Origin of the sequence: Fructobacillus papyriferae (assembly GCF_018437225.1) — a bacterium.
GTDB lineage: Bacteria > Bacillota > Bacilli > Lactobacillales > Lactobacillaceae > Fructobacillus > Fructobacillus papyriferae.
In genome coordinates this window covers 450,712-469,038 of sequence record NZ_JAAMFI010000001.1, presented here as the reverse complement: position 1 = coordinate 469,038, position 18,327 = coordinate 450,712, and the positions used below count along the sequence as shown (strand labels likewise).

The window sequence follows — 18,327 nt, the reverse complement described above, 5'->3', positions numbered from 1 at the left end:
TCGTAATGTTTTGTTACAAAAGACATGTTTTTGAGAGAATATAAAGAAAAGCAAATGTTAAAGAAAATAATGACTGCCATGGCCGTTGTCTTTCTTTCTGGAATGATGAATGTGGTGGGCATGGCCGACACGACAAATGAATCGGGTCCAAAGACAAGTGAGTGGATTACCGCCATTCATCTGACTGACGATAGCCATCCTGGTGCAAGTAGTTATGGCCCCTATGACAACATGACGATCCAGTGGGATTATCTGATTCCAAAGGGAACGGATTTGAAAGCTGGCGACCAATTGACGGTGGCTTTTCCGGATGTTTTCGTCGCTAAAGGTCCTACGGAATTTGATATTTATGAAAACGGGGACAGCACCAAGGCCAAGACAGGTGTTGGTAAAATCGATGCAAATGACAATAAGCTAACAATTACCTGGACAAAGGCCGCCGAAAAGACGGTTTCTGAAATGGACTTCCATGGCTATTTTGATCGACAGGTTCATTTTAATGTGTCGGATAAGAGCAAGGCACAGCAGATTCCGATTGATTGGGGTGTGTCTGGAAAGGTAGCAAATAGCGTGCCAAAGAGTGCTGACATTGTGCCCGATACTAGTGGTGATGGCAAGCGCCCTTTGCGAAAGGACGGCGACTTTGCTGGTGAAGGCCCTGGCCTGATTTATTGGGTTGTACGCGTGAACTACACGGAAGATAATGTTCAAAATGCGGTGATTAAAGATACGCTTGGTCCTGGTGAGACTTTAGATATGAGCCGTGGCATCACGGTCTTTTCATGTAAAGTTGATGGTGATAACGTCAGCCAAGTCGGGACGATTTCGCCAAAGAGCCTAACGGTTGATAAAGACCTAACCAGCTTCACGGTTGATCTTGGTGATATCTCAGGTGCCTACAACATTTTTTACTACGTTAAATTTGACGAAAACGCCCCGAAGGGAACGGTTTATATCAATAGTGTCGTCTTTACTGGAAACAAGTATCGTGAGACGGTCGACAACGTGCCAACCGCCGCATACGGTGGTCATGGTGGCTCGAACGGTCCGACGGATGATGGCGGAAAGGATGATAATGGTGGAGACAACACGCCAGTAAATCCCGATCCCGAACCAACGCCCGATAATGACGGCGGAAAGGGTGATAACGGTGGTAACGATACGCCGGTAAATCCTGATCCCGAGCCAACCCCTAACAATGGTGGCGACACACCAAACAACGATGGTGGCAATGGCGATGGTGGCAACACACCAAAGAACGACGGTGGCAATACGCCAAACAATGATGACGGAAAGGGTGATAACGGTGGTAACGATACGCCTGTAAACCCCGATCCCGAACCAACGCCAAAACCTAATAATGACGGCGGAAATGGTGATGGTGGCAACACACCGAAGAACGACGGTGGCAATACGCCAAACAACGATGATGGAGGTAAGGGTGATAACGGTGCTAACGATACACCGGTAAATCCTGATCCTGAACCAACGCCGACACCAACGCCCAATAATGACGGCGGAAATGGTGATGGTGGCAACACGCCGAAGAACGACGGTGGCAACACGCCAAGCAACGATGATGGTGGCAAGGGTAATAATGGTGCTAACGATACACCGGTAAATCCTGATCCTGAACCAACGCCAACACCTAACAATGGTGGCGACACACCAAAAAACGACGGTGGCAATACGCCAAACAATGATGACGGAAAGGGTGATAACGGTGGTAACGATACGCCTGTAAACCCCGATCCCGAACCAACGCCAAAACCTAATAATGACGGCGGAAATGGTGATGGTGGCGATACGCCAAACAATGATGGTGGCAACACGCCGAAGAACGACGGTGGCAATACGCCAAACAACGATGATGGAGGTAAGGGTGATAACGGTGCTAACGATACACCGGTAAATCCTGATCCTGAACCAACACCAACGCCCAACAATGACGGCGGAAATAGTGATGGTAGCAACACGCCAAACAACAATGATGGAGGCAGGGGCGATAACGGTGGTAACGATACGCCAGTAACCCCCGCTCCTGAACCAGCGCCAAGCAACGGTGGTGATAACACACCCGTTGATCCTGAGCCAGAACCTGTCCAGCCAGAACCAACGCCAGTTCTGCCGAACACGTCCGGCGGCGATTCTTCTGATAACAGTGGCTCTTCAGACGGCAATGATTCATCCAATGGTGTTGGTTACTCAGACGGTAAGGATTCTACCAATGACAACATCGTAACACCTTCAAATAACCAACCAACTCCTGCTTTGCCAACATTACCCAACACTGGGGGCGAAGGAGATGATGACGCTTCGAATGCTGTGCTTTCAGCAGAACCAACGCTGCCAGCTCTTCCAAATACTGGAGGAGAAGATGACAGCCAGCTCCTGCTGCCAGCAACAGCTAAAGAGCAAAAGACCAACAATGTCTGGCTAATTTTGCCAGTAGTGATTATTGGTTTAAATTTCTGGTTAACGAAAAAGAAGCGTTAAAATAAAACGTTTCAAAAAACATTCAAGCACACAAAAAAGCGCGACCGATCTCAAAGCAAATCGGTCGCGCTTTTTCTAATACAAATTATTCGTTATTGTTCTGATTCTGACCCAGGGCTTTAGCTCGTTCTTTCTTATCTTCTTCAGAAATTGGATCTGGAAAACTGATGAAATCCTCAAGCGGATTGTTTAGGTGTTCTTCTTGGTTAACGATACGTGCCATGCGTGTACTCCTTTAGGTTTTTCTATAGTTATTATACAAAATAGTCGATTAAACCCAGATAAAAGGTATGGGATCAGTCAATCGAAGGCTTTACTGGGTATTTGTGCTTCCTCTGCTTCTTTTTCAAAGAGCAGGCAAGAGCTGTCTTCTGCTGAAAATGCCGCCATAGAGAAGTTGTCGTCTTGGTTTTCTCGAATTGATTTCTGCCAGTTGTTCAAATCAACGTCATTTGGCAGCAGTAAGATCAGCTTACCGCCGTCCTTGAGGAAGGGCCAGGCAGCTTCGGAATCGGCATTGAGTTCCTCTGCGACCGCTTGGCTGTTCTTGCTGTAGTCAAGCAGGACCAGGTCGACTTTGGTCAGGCGACCCAGTTCTTTTGTCAGACTCTCTTCTGAAATCTGGCCGTTTTCGATCGTGACCCGTTCTTGCAGACCGGCCATAAAAAGTGAAGCAGCTGTTTTATTGGCTTCCTCGCGCTCCTTATGAAAGGAGAGCACCATGCCGTCTTTGCCAACGCGGGAAGCTAAGAAACGGGTCTTCTGACCGTTACCAGCACGGCCATCGACCACAAGCATCCCGGTTTGGACGTTATTTTCTAAAAAGTTTTGTAAAAAGTGCTCGGCTGAAAATGCCATTTGACCGTCCTCCAATGAATTCTACTGCTAGTATAGCGAATCTTGTGGTATAATAACAGTACTTTTCAACACTAGTAATAACGACGGAGCATCAGAAAGTAAGCGGGGCTGCAAGCTTACCAACCAACGTTATGAACTCGGTTGAAAGCGCGACTGGTGAAAAGCAGTAGTCAGTCCGTTATGCCGCGTTAAGGTACTGAGGCGAAGGCGTAGGCTTTTGCAAAATGTAGGTGGGACCGCGGTTTCAACCGCCCTACGTTGGCTTTTTTAGGCTGGCGTAGGGCTTTTTTATTTAAAAAGGAGAAAAAGATGGGATACGATCACCAAAATATTGAAAAGAAATGGCAGCACTACTGGCAGGATAACAAGACGTTTAAGACGACAGAGGATGCCTCAAAGCAAAAGTATTACGTCTTGGATATGTTCCCATACCCATCTGGGCAAGGCTTACACGTTGGTCACCCAGAAGGGTATACAGCAACAGATATTGTGTCACGCTATAAGCGTGCCAAGGGCTTTAACGTCTTGCACCCAATGGGGTGGGACGCGTTTGGTCTGCCAGCCGAACAATACGCGTTGAAGACTGGTAACAATCCAGGCACCTTTACGAACGAGAACGTCCAAACGTTCAAGAATCAAATTCAATCCCTTGGTTTTTCTTATGACTGGGATCGTGAAATCAACACGACGGATCCGGAGTATTACAAGTGGTCACAGTGGATCTTCGAGCAACTCTACAAGAAGGGCTTGGCTTATGAAGACGAAATGATGGTCAACTGGGCACCGGACTTTCCAGGTGGTGGCTTGGTCGTTGCCAACGAAGAAGTTGTCGATGGTAAAACAGAACGTGGGGGTTACCCTGTTTACCGTAAGCCAATGAAGCAATGGGTCTTGAAGATTACGGCCTACGCGGATCGTTTGATTGACGACCTGGATGATTTAGACTGGCCGGAAGCCATTAAGGAACAACAGCGTAACTGGATCGGTCGTTCGATTGGTGCTTCGATTCGCTTTAACATCGAAAACCACGCAGATGACCAGATCGAAGTCTTCTCAACTCGTGCCGATACGCTTTACGGTGCCTCTTACATCGTTTTGGCACCGGAACACGACTTGGTCGACGCCATTACGACACCTGAGCAAAAAGAAGCGGTCGCGGCTTATCAAAAGCAGATTGCTTTGAAGTCCGACCTCGAACGAACGGATCTGAACAAGGATAAGTCCGGTGTCTTCACCGGTGCTTACGCCATCAACCCGGTTAATGGTGACAAGTTACCAATCTGGATCGCCGACTATGTCTTGGCTTCTTACGGAACGGGAATGGTGATGGGTGTCCCTGCTCATGATCAACGTGACTGGGACTTTGCTAAGAAGTTCGACTTGCCAATTAAGCCGGTTATCGCAGGTGGGGATGTCGGAAAGGAAGCCTACACGGGCGAAGGGGTACACATCAACTCGGGCTTTGTTGATGGCATGGAAAAGGACGAAGCGATCGACAAGATGATCGCCTGGTTGGAAGAACACGATGCGGGCAATAAAAAGGTCAACTACCGCTTGCGCGACTGGATCTTCTCCCGTCAGCGTTACTGGGGTGAACCAATTCCTGTCATCCACTGGGAAGACGGCACACAGTCATTGGTTCCAGAAGACGAACTGCCTTTGCGTTTGCCAGAACTGAGCCAAGATGAAATGAAGCCATCCGGTACTGGGGAATCCCCATTGGCTAACGCCAAAGACTGGCTGGAAGTGACGCGTCAAGACGGTGTCAAGGGCCGCCGCGAAACGAATACGATGCCACAGTGGGCTGGCTCATCTTGGTACTTCTTACGTTACATGGATCCGAAGAACCCGGATGCTTTGGCCGGTCAAGCAGCCTTGAACTATTGGTCAAACGTTGATCTTTACGTCGGTGGTGCTGAACACGCCGTTTTGCACTTACTCTACGCCCGTTTCTGGAACAAGGTCTTGTACGACCTCGGGGTGGTGCCAAATAAGGAACCATTCCAGAAGCTGGTCAACCAGGGGATGATTCTTGGTGAAAACCACGAAAAGATGTCCAAGTCAAAGGGCAACGTCGTCAACCCAGATGACATCGTCAACGAATACGGCGCCGATACGCTTCGTATCTATGAAATGTTCATGGGACCTTTGACGCAAAACAAGCCATGGTCCGAAGAAGGGGTGACGGGATCCCGTCGCTGGTTGGACCGTGTTTGGCGCATGCTCGTCCAAGACGATGGCTCATTGACTGACAAGTTGACGGACGGCACGACTAAGGAATTGGAAAAGGTTTACAACGAAACGGTCAAGAAGGTGACCGATGATTTGGAAAACCTGCGTTTCAACACGGCCATTTCCCAGTTGATGGTCTTTGTCAACGAGGTCTACAAGCAAGACCAGCGCCCAGCCGCCTACATGGAAGGCTTTGTGCAACTCCTGGCACCCTTTGCCCCACATTTGGCAGAAGAACTTTGGTCCAAGTTGACGGGCTCAAGTGAATCGATCGCCTATGTTGCCTGGCCAACCTACGACGAAAAGGCCTTGGTCGACGCACAAAAGGAAATTGTTTTCCAGGTCAATGGTAAGGTTCGCGCCAAGCAGATGATGGCTGCCGACACATCGAAGGAAGTGATGGAAGAAGCGGCTCTTGCTGATGAAAAAATTCAACACCACTTGGAAGGCTTAGACGTGAAGAAAGTCATTGCCATTCCAGGTAAGTTCGTCAACATCGTGGCCAAATAAGACCACTTTGTTAGACATTAACCGGGCAGATCGTCTTATAAGGCCCGCCCGGGTACATAATTAAAGGGAGTAGCGAAAATGACCCAGAAGGATCCGAAACAAGGGCACGGTCGCGTCCAAGAGACCGAAGTCGACGGTCAGTATTTGACGGCCGAAGAGCTCTTGGAAAAACTGGAAATCAACTTGCAGCCGAAAAAGCAGAGCAAGTGGTCGCTCTTGAAGCACAAAAAAGACGAGGAAGAGAACGAGTTCCGTCGCTTGATCGCCCGCAATGCCCGCGAATCCAAGCACTCGGAATCTTCTGAAAAAACCCACGCCTGGTTCGAAAAAGCGGAGAAGGGACAAGATGAGCAGCAGCCTGCTTCTACGCCAGCTGATGAAAAGCCAGCGTCCGAAGAAGAATCCTTAGCCGCCTGGCCAATGCCCGCTCAAAACTTCGACCAAGCCGCTTCTGCTGAAGAAGCCATGGATCAAACCGAGGCAGTCGGGGAGCAGGCGGAAGAGGAGACCAAGGCAGCGGCTGGTGAGCCAGCCCAAGAAGCTGCCATCCCTGAACATGCTGCAGCTCAAGAAGCTCCCGTTTCTAAGCCGGCCGAAAGCCAAAGCCAGCCCCAGAACACGGCCAGTGCCAACCCAGCCAAGACCAGCCCTAACAAAGATGACCAAGCCCTGGTGCGTGGTTCTTTCTGGTTATCCCTTGGGAACATCATTTCCAGACTGCTCGGGGCTGCTTTCATTTTGCCATGGTTGGCCATGCTGGGCGCTGCAGCCAATCAAGCCAACGCGCTCTTCTCGCAGGGGTACAACATCTACGGTATCTTGCTGTCCATTGCGACCTTTGGTTTTCCATCTGCCATTTCTAAGGTGATGGCTCAGCTGATTGCAAAAGAAGACGAGGACGGCTTGTGGTCGTTGACCAAGCAATCCCTTCAGATTGGGACGCTCTTGGGTATCTTCTTTGCTCTTTTGCTTTATCTGGCAGCGCCACTGTTGTCAAATGGAAATGCTAACGTCATTCCAGTCTTGCATTCGCTTGCTCCAGCTGTTCTGGTCTTTCCAGCCATGTCGATGGTTCGTGGTATCTTCCAGGGACACCAACTGATGCACATTTCGGCCTTGTCTGAAATCGTCGAGCAGGTGGGACGAATTATTTATCTATTGATTGCGACTTGGATTGTACTTGGTGCAAACAGCCATAATTGGACGGGTGCCGTTGTTCAGGCAACTTTTGCTGCCTTTATCGGTGCACTTTTTGCCATTGCGGTCTTGGCTTATGGCTGGATCCGCTACAAGGATTTGCTCCACCCCCAAAAATCCATTCGGGATGGCTCCTTGGTTTACCAGAAAAAGTCCAAAGCCAAGGCGAATGTGCTTTCTTTCTTGAAACCGGACAAGGCCCAATCCTTGGTCCTAGATATTTTGAAAGAATCCTGGCCCTTTGTCATCATTGGCGCCTCGACTAACCTCTTTTTGTTTGTCGATCAGTATTCTTTTTTCCCATTGATGAAGGCTTTCTTCCAGACCAATGCCGATGATTTACAGGTGCAGTTTGCCTTATTTTCGGCCAACCCGAACAAATTAGTGATGATTGTCATTTCCTTTGCGACGTCGATTGCCGCAACGGCATTGCCAATTTTGGCTGCGAAGAAGGCTTCAAAGGATGGTGTTGCTTTGAAGCAACAACTGGTCGCTACCTTGCAGTTGACCTCCTTGGTTCTTTTGCCATCGGCTTTGGGGATGTATGCGATTTCCGATGTCTTGTATAAATTCTTCTACCCAATTGACCAGACGGCTCAGGCAGGGATTTATTTGTTGCAGTTTTCGGCTTTGTTGACAATTGTGATGGCACTATTCATGCTTTTGGCTTTTGTTTTGCAGGCCTTATCCGAGGGAAAAGTAGTGATGCGGGCCTTTGGTTTCGGGCTTGTCATCAAATTGCTCACCCAAGCGCCCTTGATCTTTTTGTTCCAAGGAATGGGCGCATTGATCGCTACTGGCTTAGGCCTTGGCTACTCGCTTTATGCCATGCTGGCCTTCTTGGTCAAGCAATATCAGCTCTCGTTCAAAGCCATGCAAAAGTCCTTGTTGACCGCTTATCTGGCTTCTGTTTTGATGGCTCTTTTGGCTTATTTCACTTCAAAGCTGTCAACGACCTTACTCATGCCAGCTAATTCGAAGCTTGGGGCCGGTCTGGCAACCTTCCTATCCGTCTTAGTTGGGGCAGGGGTGCTCGTTTATCTCTATAAGCGATTTGGCTTGCTCCGCCAAGTATTAAACCGTGGTCTTGTGAATGATGCCAACTAGCGGCTTTTTGAATTTTTCGAAACCGCGGGTAAAAATAAAGAAGAGTCCAGCTATGCTGGGCTTTTTTGATTTAAAAATAAAGCAGATCGCCCCTTATGGGCAAGCCAGTTCTGTGATATGATGGAAAAAGTGATGCAACAGCATCAAAACGCATAATAAAGGGGGGTGCACCATGCCAAAGCAAACGAAGAAATGGCGTAAGGTCGCCTTAACAATCATCTTTTTCTGTTTGTCCGTTTCGCTGCAAGTGGCCGGACTAAATTTCTTTTTGATTCCAAATGACATTTTCTCTGTCGGCTTAAACGGAATCGCGCAACTGATGTCCTTATCGACCGCTCAGTTCTTTGGCTGGCATATTCAGACCGGAGTTTTCTTCTTGCTCTTCAACATTCCAATTGGTATTGTTGGCTTCAAGATGGTTGGTGGAAAATTCACCATTCTATCCTTCTTGAACGCAGTGGTCGTCTCCTTTCTCTTGATTTTTTTGCCAACTTTCCCATTCACGACACAGCCACTTTTGGCAACCCTTTTTGGGGGTCTCTTAGTTGGTGCGGCCATTGGTGTGGCCATGCGTTATGGATTTTCAACGGGTGGCTTTGATATCATCGCCATGATTATTCAGAAGCGAACGGGTAAGTCGATCGGGGCCTTCATGAACGTGGCCAACGGTGTTATCGTGTTGATCGCCGGATTCTTCATTGGCTGGCAAAACGCCATGTACACCTTGATTGGTATCTATGCGACCGGTCAAGTAGTCGACACCCTTTATACGGGTTACCAGAAATTGACTGCGATGATCGTCACGTCAAAGGGGGAAGAAGTTGTCGATGTTTTGCACCGCGACTTGATTCGTGGTATCACGATTCTGCCATCGTCTGGTGCTTACACAAAGCGTGAATCGACGACCCTTATGATGGTCCTATCTCGTTTTGAACTCTTCGAAATGCAAGAGGCTGTTCGCTCCGTTGATCCCAAGGCCTTTATTAACTTGCTTTCAACGGTTTCGGTGGCCGGCGAATTCTGGGATGCTGACCGGCAGCTGCAGATGAAAAAATCGATTGGGCCCAAGGCGGTTACGATTGATGCGCAGTTGGAAGCCGAGCAGCAATTGGAAGAACAACTCGCTCAGATTCAAGCGCAAAAAGAACATCACGAGCAGTAAAAAAGAATGTGTTGACAGGGTCAACACATTCTTTTTTTATTTGTTTACTTCATAGATGATGAACTCGTTATCGGTTGTTGTTTGAAGAAAGCCCGTTTTTTCGGCAACCCGTTGGCTGGCGATGTTGTCTGGCTTAATGTTGAGTCTTAATTTCGTTAATTTGAGTTTTGAAAAGGCGTAATCCTGAATTTCGACGACAGCCTGGCTGATGATTCCTTGGTTTTGGTAGTCAAAAGACAGCCAGTAACCGATCTCAGCAGATGCGTCTTTTTGGTTCACCTGATGTAGATCGAGCATGCCAGCTGGTTGGCTGTTAACGATAATGGCAAAGACGAGCGGTTGGCCGTGATAGTGCCGATCTTTTTCGCGAAATAAAAAGTCCTTTTCGTCTTTTAATGTTAATTCTTTGGCCCAGGGCAGAAAAGTGGCCATTTGTTCACGACTTGTCGCAATGGCGTGAAAGAGCGAAGCGGCGTACTTGACCTGGACACGTTTAATTTGAATGGGGCCGACTGGCGAAGAAAAAATTTTCATGGAAAGCACCTAAAAATTGTCAAAAAGTTTTTTGGTTACTGAAATATTAAAATAAAATGAGAACAAATGCAAGGGGGGGAGGACAAGAAAGTAGAAAGGGGCATTCAGCTTGTATTTTTTAGGTTTTTCTGTATAATGAAGGATAACAATTCAAGTAAGAAACAGATATATCGCTGGAAAATGGCCAGCAGTCTCTACCACGCCCCAAAAGTCGTGACTATCCGTGAATGCTTCTAGAAGACTCTTTTTCAATAGGCGTTCTGCGGATCTGGTTAGAGATTGCAGAACGCTTTTTTGTGCAATATCGTTTGGATGGATGAAGGAGAATCATGGCAGCATTTCAGATGACTAATAAGTTTGTGCCGATGGGCCTAACTTTTGATGATATGGCGATGACTGGTGAACAGGGACAAAAAATGGCGCCTGCTGACGTGTCGCTTCGAACCGAACTCACGGACAGCTTACGTTTAAACATCCCATTGCTTTCAGCAGCCATGGATACGGTTACGGAAGCTAAATTTGCCATTGCTTTGGCGCAATTTGGTGGCCTTGGGGTCATTCATAAAAACATGACCATTGCCGCTCAAGCTAATGAAGTGGCCAAGGTGAAGCAAACCCCCGTTGATTTGAAAAAGACGCCCATGGCTGCCGTTGATGACCAAAGCCGGCTACTGGTAGCCGGTGCCGTTGGCGTGACAAACGACACGGTTGACCGGGCCCGGGCCATGGTTGAAGCAGGTGTCGATGCGATTATTTTAGATTCAGCCCACGGTCACTCAGAGGGTGTTTTGCGTAAGGTTTCAGAGGTTCGGCACGCTTTTCCTAAGCTAAACATTATTGCGGGGAACATCGCCACAGAGTCTGGAGCTGCTGCCCTTTATGACGCTGGTGCTGATGTCGTCAAGATTGGAATCGGTCCCGGTTCAATTTGTACGACCCGTGTGGTGGCTGGAATCGGTGTGCCACAACTGTCCGCGATTCGTGATGCGGCAAAGGAGGCAAAGCGCCGCCACAAGGCGATCATTGCTGATGGTGGAGCTAAGACGGCAGACGATATTTTGAAAGCGATTACCATGGGTGGTAATGCGGTCATGCTTGGCTCAATGTTCTCCGGAACAAAAGAAACGCCAGGCGATGTTTTCGAGGAAAATGGCGACCAATTTAAGTTCTACCGTGGAATGGGATCAATTGCGGCCATGGAAAACGGATCAAAAGACCGTTATTTCCAAGGTGAGGTGAACGAGGCCAAGAAGATGGTGCCAGAAGGTATCGAGGCGCGCGTGGCCTATAAGGGCGAACTGAAGGATATTTTGCAGCCCATCCTCTCGCATTTGGTGACTGGTTTGGCCAAAATGGGCGCTCACACGATCAAAGAAGCAATTGCCCATGCCAGCTCAATTGAGAAAACAACGCCGACCTATGACTATCAAAAGGGCTTGGTTGAAGCCGATAAGGATTTGGCCAAGCACGGCCTTGGCTATGACGAAACGCTGCTGGTTCCAGCAGCCTCCAATGTCTTGCCGCATAAGGTCGAACTCGAAACGACGATTGGCCAGTTAACCCTTACCAATCCATTGATGGCCAGTGATCTTACGGAACATAAGGTTGATGCCGTGGCGACCGCGATGGCCAAAGCCGGCGGCTTAGGGATTGTGCCGGCCATGGAAGCCGTGGCGGACCAAGTTGAAGCGATCCAGAATATCCGTGCCGAAGCCAAAAACGAGACAGCAAAGTTAGCGGCTGAAATCTGGCTGACGAAAAACCATGCCGATCGGTTGAAAGCGTTGTCTGAAGAACAGATTGATGCCGTTATCTTATACTTGCCAGCCCATTTTGATGCCAGCGTTTTGGAAGATATCAAGGCAGCCAAAACCCTCTTTGCAGACAAAGCGGTGATCGTTGGAACGGTTGAAGATCCAGCAGTGGCTAAGCAATTGGCCAAAGTTGGTGTCGATGCCGTGATCGCTGGTCGGGCCGTGGATTCCAAAAAAGCGGATGACGCGCATTATCCATTCTTAACGACGGTGATGACGTTAACCGAAGCTTTGGTTGAGCAGAAAACGGCCGTGATTGCTCAAGGTGGCATTCACTATTCAGGAGACGTGGTTAAAGCGATCGCTGGTGGGGCTGATGCCGTGATGGTTTCTGATTACTTGGTGAAAGAAGAAGTGCCAGAAGACGCCATCTTCCAAATCGATGGGGGCTTGCGCGCCGGGATGGGCTACACTGGATCACACACGGTTAGTGAACTGAAAGAAGAGGCTCAATTCGTCCAGATCACGGACAATGGTTTGAAGGAATCCCACCCACACGATGTGGAAATCACGAAAAAAGCACCGAACTACGTTGAACAGGAAAGAGATTAAAGATGGCCATTTCAAATGACAAAATCTTAGTGCTGGACTACGGTTCTCAGTACAACCAACTCATTACCCGCCGCGTCCGCGAACTCGGTGTCTATTCCGAACTGAAGTCAAATAAGATGACGGTTGAGGAGATTAAGGAATACAATCCAAAGGGGATTATTCTCTCCGGTGGTCCTAAGTCCGTCTACGACGAAGACGCCTTTACCATCGATCCGGAAATCTTTGAACTGGGCATCCCAGTCTTGGGTGTTTGTTACGGGATGCAGTTGATTGCCTGGCACTTGGGCGGAAAAGTCGAAGCCAATCCAGGCAACGGGGAATTCGGTCAGACCGAAATCACCCTGACGGCCCCATCCAAGCTCTTTGCCGGCACGCCCGAAAAGCAAATCGTCTTGATGTCCCACTCGGATAACGTGACGAAGTTGCCAGAAGGCTTCAAGGTGGCCGCCGCTTCTGAGAAGACACCAATCGCTGCCATTGCAAACGATGAAGCCGGGATTTACGGGGTTCAGTTCCACTCCGAAACGACTTTGTCAGAGCACGGAAAAGAAATTATTAAGAACTTCGTTATGAACGTGGCTGGTGCCAAGGCAACTTGGTCAATGGCCGAATTCATTGATGAACAGATCGAAAAGATTCGAGCAGAAGTGGGCGATAAAAAAGTCCTGCTCGGTCTTTCCGGTGGTGTTGACTCGTCAGTTGTTGGTGTTCTCTTGCAAAAAGCCATTGGCGACCAACTCACTTGTATCTTTGTGGACCATGGTCTCCTCCGTAAAAACGAGGCCCAACAGGTGATGACGATGCTTGGTGGTAAATTTGGGTTGAACATCATTAAGGTAGATGCCAAGGATCGCTTTTTGTCCAAGTTGGACGGGATTACTGACCCTGAACAAAAGCGTAAGATTATTGGTAACGAATTCATTGAGGTCTTCAACGATGAAGCAACCAAGCTGAAGGGGATGGACTATCTGGCGCAGGGAACACTCTACACGGATGTGATCGAATCTGGAACGGAAACCGCTCAGACGATCAAGTCGCATCACAACGTCGGTGGTCTTCCTGAAGACATGCAGTTCAAATTGATCGAGCCATTAAACACGCTCTTCAAAGATGAGGTGCGTGAATTGGGCGAACAGCTCAACATGGACCACGAACTCGTTTGGCGTCAGCCGTTCCCAGGTCCTGGCCTGGGAATCCGTGTGATGGGCGCCATTACCGAAGATCGTTTAGCCATCGTCCGCGAATCGGATTGGATCTTGCGTGACGAAGTGGCCAAAGCTGGGCTTGAAGATGATGTTTGGCAGTACTTCACCGTTTTGACCAACAACAAGTCCGTTGGGGTCATGGGGGATTTTCGGACTTACGAATACACGATTGCCATTCGTGCCATTACGTCAATCGATGGCATGACAGCGGACTTCGCCCGCTTGCCATGGGATTTGTTGCAAAAGGTGTCGTCACGGATCGTTAATGAGGTGGATCATATCAACCGCGTTGTCTACGACATTACCGCTAAGCCACCCGCAACAGTGGAATGGGAATAATTGAACGATGAGTTATCCTGCCGAATAGGTTGATTTAACTGCATTTGAATAAAATTCATAAGACATGAAATAGCGATAATTAACTTAAATTGTCGCCAGGATTGTCGCCAAAAAACTCTTACTCAAATAATGAGATAAGGGTTTTTATTTTAAGTATATATTTTTAGTTAATATTTTCGATATTTATTCATATATTTGGTATATTTAGGGTGTCCATATGTTGATCATCAGATGATAAAGTTGGGTACAACTTAGGGTATTTTTTAATATTCAAACCATTATTGATCTTAAAGAATGATAGGAGATTTCTATGTCTGATAATAGTTTTATTGAACGACGTCATATAAATGAAAAAGAAGAAGCCATTGCTTATGTCAAGGAATTAATTAAAAAAGCTCAAAAAGAATCAAGAGAAAGTGATATTCATAAGCTTGAAAAATTAATTCAAATAATTGATACAAAAAAATATGGATTGGTTTGGGAAGAGCACTCGGAAAAAGTTGAAGAAGAAATGCAATTTAAAATACCTGTATTCACTGAGAATCAAGAGAAAAAAATAAATTCTTCATCTGATACAGATAAGTTTAATTTTCTTTTAGAAGGTGATAATTTACACAGTTTACACTTACTAGAAAAAACACATCTTGGAAAAATTGATGTTATTTATATTGATCCTCCGTACAATACTGGCAACAAAGATTTTAAATATAATGATAGATTTGTAAGGGAAGATGATTCTTTTAAACATTCTATGTGGTTGAGCTTTATGTCGAACCGATTGAAACTTGCAAAAAAATTATTAAAAGAGGATGGGGTTATCTTTGTAAGTATCGGTGATGAGGAATTTGCTCAACTTAAATTATTAATGGATGATGTGTTCGGTGAAAATTCGTTTAAAGAAAGTTTGATGATTGAATTGTCAGCTACTACAGGTAATAAAGTAGCAGCAGCCAAAAAAGGTGGCTTAGTTAAGAATGGGGAATATATCTTAGTTTATTCAGCATCTGACTTTACTAATACCAATAGACAACCGTTGTTTGACTTGGTTCCTGGATTTGACACACATTTTTCTCTGTTTCTAAATGATGATGGAAGCATTGAAAAAACTATTGATGTCTTGAAAAATAATTTAGACCTTGTAAAGGAATTCGGGAGACTTGCGGATCCTAAAGAACGATTTACTTTGAAAAGTTTTGCAAAATATTTTGATCAATCGCCAGTGTTTAGTGAATTTGCTAAAAAAAATGTTGCCAGATTGGCACGTTCAAGAAATGAAGTTCCTAAAATTCCAGAAGATGTCATTGCTAAACTTTCTGAAGATAATTGGATTAAATATATATCAGATAAACGATCTGATCCATATTATTTGACAATTGCGAATAACATGCCAATTAATTTGGCGACAATGGAGCCAACATACCATTGGACAGATGATTTTAAGCCAGTATTTGGGCGTTCAACAACTAGAGGCGATTTTTGGAAGGGCTTCTGGATTGATATGGGAAATATTGGAAAGGAAGGAGGGGTTTCGTTAAAAAATGGTAAAAAACCAGTAAGACTTATTAAACAGTTGCTGAAGTGGGCTAACCGACCAAATGGAATTGTATTAGATTTTTTTGCAGGAAGTGGAACTACTGGGGAAGCGGTTCTTGAATTAAATAGTGAAGATAAGGGTAAAAGAGAATTTATTCTAGCTACAAATGACGAAGTTATTAACACAACATATAAGAGAATGCAGAATATAAATAAAAAAGTTCCTATGAACTTAAAATATTACAAAACAAATTTTGTAGTAAAAGAAAAGTTTCCTAATGTTTTTCTTGAATATGAACTTTTACGTTATGTAACACCTTTAGTTGAATTAGAATTTGGTCTTGATATTAATAATCCCAAAGTTCAAATTGTTTTGAGTGAAGAGCAATTGGAAACTTTGATTAATAACAATCAATTGATTAGCAATTCAACACTGTTTATGCATCCGGACATTTTTATTGATCAAAAGCAAAATCAAGTATTGAGAGAGTTGCAAATCGAAATACAAGAAATACCAAACTATTTTTTTGGATCGGAGTTGTGGATTAAATGATTGAATTAAAAGATTTTCAACAAAACGCTGTTGACAAGCTCTTGACATTTACTGCACCAGAATATGGAGTAAATGAGCTGGTGATAAAAGCTCCAACAGGTGCAGGTAAAACTATTGTTCTTTTATCATGGATTGATGAGTATATTCGATCAGTTAACGATAATGTCGCATTTGTTTGGTTCACTCCTGGTGCGGGTGAACTCGAAGAGCAGTCTTATAATAAAGCTAATGATTTTTCTAGTATCATTGCTCAGTCAGTGGATGATGCTCTATTGAATGGATTTGAGCGAAACTCGGTTACATTTATCAATTATGAACGAGTGGTGGGTGCAAATACAAAAGCGATGCTAACTGTTAGTGAGCATGATAGTCTTATTGACAAAATAGAAAAGGCTAATCAGAACAATAGACATTTTATAGTTATTATTGATGAAGCACACCGTAATAACACTAACAAGGCCAGAGATATAATTGACCGTTTTAACGCAGCTAAAATGGTACGAGTTTCAGCTACAATTGATGATCCTAAAAATCCTAATGTTACTGAATTTTATGAAGTACCGGAAGAAACAGTTATTGCATCAGGTCTTATTACCAAATCTGTTGTCGTTAATGAAAACATTGACACTAGTCATGATGATTTAGATGAGTTTGTTGTACTCTTTGACGCGGCAGAAAAAAAGCGGCAAGAAATACTTGAAGAGTACAATCATTTAAATATTGACGATATAAATCCACTAGTATTAGTACAACTTCCAGATGAATCTACTCCGGGCTTATCTCTAAAAATAGAAAATTTTTTACAAGAGAATATGAATAAAACCTATGATAATGGAAAATTAGGAATTTGGCTTTCAGAGCGGAAAAAAAACATTGTTGATGTAACAAATCTTAATAGTTCAGTAGAGTATCTTATAATAAAGCAAGCAATTGCTACTGGTTGGGATGCTCCACGAGCTAAAATACTTATTAAGATTCGTGAGAATATGGGAGAACAGTTTACCATTCAGACTCTTGGTAGAATTCGACGTATGCCTCAGCCTTGGCGAGGACATTATAATGTAGATGTGTTAGATAATGCATACCTTTATACGTTTGATGTGGATTTCTTAAATGGAGCATTTGCTCAAGGTGGTGCGGTTGTTCCAACGCCAATGCTTCAACTTAAAGATAAAGCAAAAGATTTAAAGTTGATTTCTGAACGTGTCTTGGAATATGATGCAATATTAAATGAAAAACTAATTTTAGAAAATGTTTACGATGGATTAAAGGAACGTTTTAATTTCACAGATGATTTAGATGAAAATTATATGATATTGAAAAATCACGGTTACAAGATGGGAAATAAACTTGTTACCACGTTTAAACAAGGACGTTTTGATACTTTGCAAAACGCTGAAAAGCTTAGTGATCATGAACGTTTGGTATTGGCCGATTATAAAGAAAACCATATTGACATACTACATGCTTCTCATGAGCTTAGTCGAGTGCTGCATTTACCAATACGTAGGGTTACAGCTATATTAAAGCGCTTCTTCTTATGGAAAGGGGCGCCTTCAGATAACGCTATTCTAAAATTAGATGCCAATGAGTGGACAGCATTTATTTTAAATAATTGGAGAGAACTAAGAAATGAGTTTAGACGTATCGATGTATTGCAAGCTACTCAAGGAAGTCTTGATTTACAAAATATTCAAGAAAATGATTTTACAATACCTTTGACTGAACGTTATACCTATAATCCAAAGCAATCTGATTCAACGGTTATAGAAACGAATGCATATGAAAAATATACGTCTGCTACAATCAACACACGTCCAAGTTTGGTTGAAAAATTGATGGAAAGATGGGTTGAGGATCACCCTGAAAATATCGATTACGTGTATAAAAATGGCGATAAGGGTCCACAATATTTTTCACTTGTTTATACAACAAATGGCGGCGTTTCCCATTTTTATCCGGACTTTATTATCAAGATGAAGAATGGAAACATTTACATCATTGAAACAAAAGGTGGAGAAGACATTAAGGGACATGATAAAAATATTGATGCATATGCTCCAGCTAAGTATGAAGCCCTAAAAAAGTATGCTTCAAAGCATAATATTCAATGGGCCTTTGTTAGAGACTTAAATGAGCAACTATATTATCTTAATAACGGTGATTGGGTCGATGAAATGACTGGTGATTATTGGAAGCCTATCGAAGAACTTTTTAATAATAAGGATAGTTAAA

The 18,327-nt window shown here is 44.8% G+C and carries 11 protein-coding genes and 1 riboswitch; of the genes, 8 read left to right on the top strand and 3 right to left on the bottom strand.

The window, feature by feature from the left end:
* The first annotated feature begins 54 nt into the window (after nt 1-54).
* A complete protein-coding gene (locus tag G6R27_RS02180; protein ID WP_213819446.1) occupies nt 55-2,496 on the top strand; it encodes a collagen binding domain-containing protein in 2,442 nt (813 codons plus the stop codon).
* Between the two features lie 85 nt (nt 2,497-2,581).
* Here G6R27_RS02180 and G6R27_RS02175 read toward each other — a convergent pair whose 3' ends face one another.
* A complete protein-coding gene (locus tag G6R27_RS02175) occupies nt 2,582-2,719 on the bottom strand; it encodes a hypothetical protein (RefSeq protein ID WP_213819445.1) in 138 nt (45 codons plus the stop codon).
* Nucleotides 2,720-2,796: 77 nt separating this feature from the next.
* Nucleotides 2,797-3,354, bottom strand: coding sequence for a hypothetical protein (locus G6R27_RS02170; RefSeq protein ID WP_213819444.1), 558 nt, complete (start codon nt 3,352-3,354; stop codon nt 2,797-2,799).
* Nucleotides 3,355-3,663: 309 nt separating this feature from the next.
* Here G6R27_RS02170 and leuS point away from each other — a divergent pair, with 309 nt between their 5' ends.
* From leuS to G6R27_RS02155, 3 genes are all read left to right on the top strand, one after another.
* Nucleotides 3,664-6,096 (top strand): leucine--tRNA ligase, encoded by a 2,433-nt coding sequence (gene leuS, locus G6R27_RS02165; RefSeq protein ID WP_213819443.1) that lies wholly within the window; start codon nt 3,664-3,666, stop codon nt 6,094-6,096.
* Between the two features lie 78 nt (nt 6,097-6,174).
* Nucleotides 6,175-8,400, top strand: coding sequence for a polysaccharide biosynthesis protein (locus G6R27_RS02160; protein WP_213819442.1), 2,226 nt, complete (start codon nt 6,175-6,177; stop codon nt 8,398-8,400).
* A gap of 172 nt (nt 8,401-8,572) precedes the next feature.
* Complete coding sequence (locus tag G6R27_RS02155; RefSeq protein ID WP_213819441.1) at nt 8,573-9,562, top strand: YitT family protein; 990 nt, start codon at nt 8,573-8,575, stop codon at nt 9,560-9,562.
* A gap of 36 nt (nt 9,563-9,598) precedes the next feature.
* Here the strand turns inward: G6R27_RS02155 and G6R27_RS02150 are convergent, their stop codons facing one another.
* Entirely contained in the window at nt 9,599-10,096 is a 498-nt protein-coding gene (locus G6R27_RS02150) for a GNAT family N-acetyltransferase (RefSeq protein ID WP_213819440.1), read from the bottom strand.
* 143 nt (nt 10,097-10,239) lie between these two features.
* Nucleotides 10,240-10,336: riboswitch (purine riboswitch) on the top strand.
* An 89-nt stretch (nt 10,337-10,425) separates the two neighbouring features.
* Here G6R27_RS02150 and G6R27_RS06410 point away from each other — a divergent pair.
* The 4 genes from G6R27_RS06410 to G6R27_RS02130 all read left to right on the top strand — a co-directional run bounded on the left by G6R27_RS06410 (nt 10,426) and on the right by G6R27_RS02130 (nt 18,326).
* Nucleotides 10,426-12,462, top strand: coding sequence for an IMP dehydrogenase (locus tag G6R27_RS06410; RefSeq protein WP_213819439.1), 2,037 nt, complete (start codon nt 10,426-10,428; stop codon nt 12,460-12,462).
* 2 nt (nt 12,463-12,464) lie between these two features.
* Nucleotides 12,465-14,006 carry a glutamine-hydrolyzing GMP synthase gene (guaA, locus tag G6R27_RS02140; RefSeq protein WP_213819438.1) on the top strand — a complete coding sequence of 514 codons (1,542 nt, stop codon included), beginning with the start codon at nt 12,465-12,467 and terminating at the stop codon, nt 14,004-14,006.
* Nucleotides 14,007-14,316: 310 nt separating this feature from the next.
* Nucleotides 14,317-16,092: a site-specific DNA-methyltransferase gene (locus tag G6R27_RS02135; protein ID WP_213819437.1), complete on the top strand. Its 1,776-nt coding sequence runs from the start codon at nt 14,317-14,319 to the stop codon at nt 16,090-16,092.
* Nucleotides 16,089-18,326 (top strand): DEAD/DEAH box helicase, encoded by a 2,238-nt coding sequence (locus G6R27_RS02130; RefSeq protein ID WP_213819436.1) that lies wholly within the window; start codon nt 16,089-16,091, stop codon nt 18,324-18,326. Before G6R27_RS02135 ends, G6R27_RS02130 begins: the two co-directional genes overlap by 4 nt.
* Nucleotide 18,327: the final 1 nt, after the last annotated feature.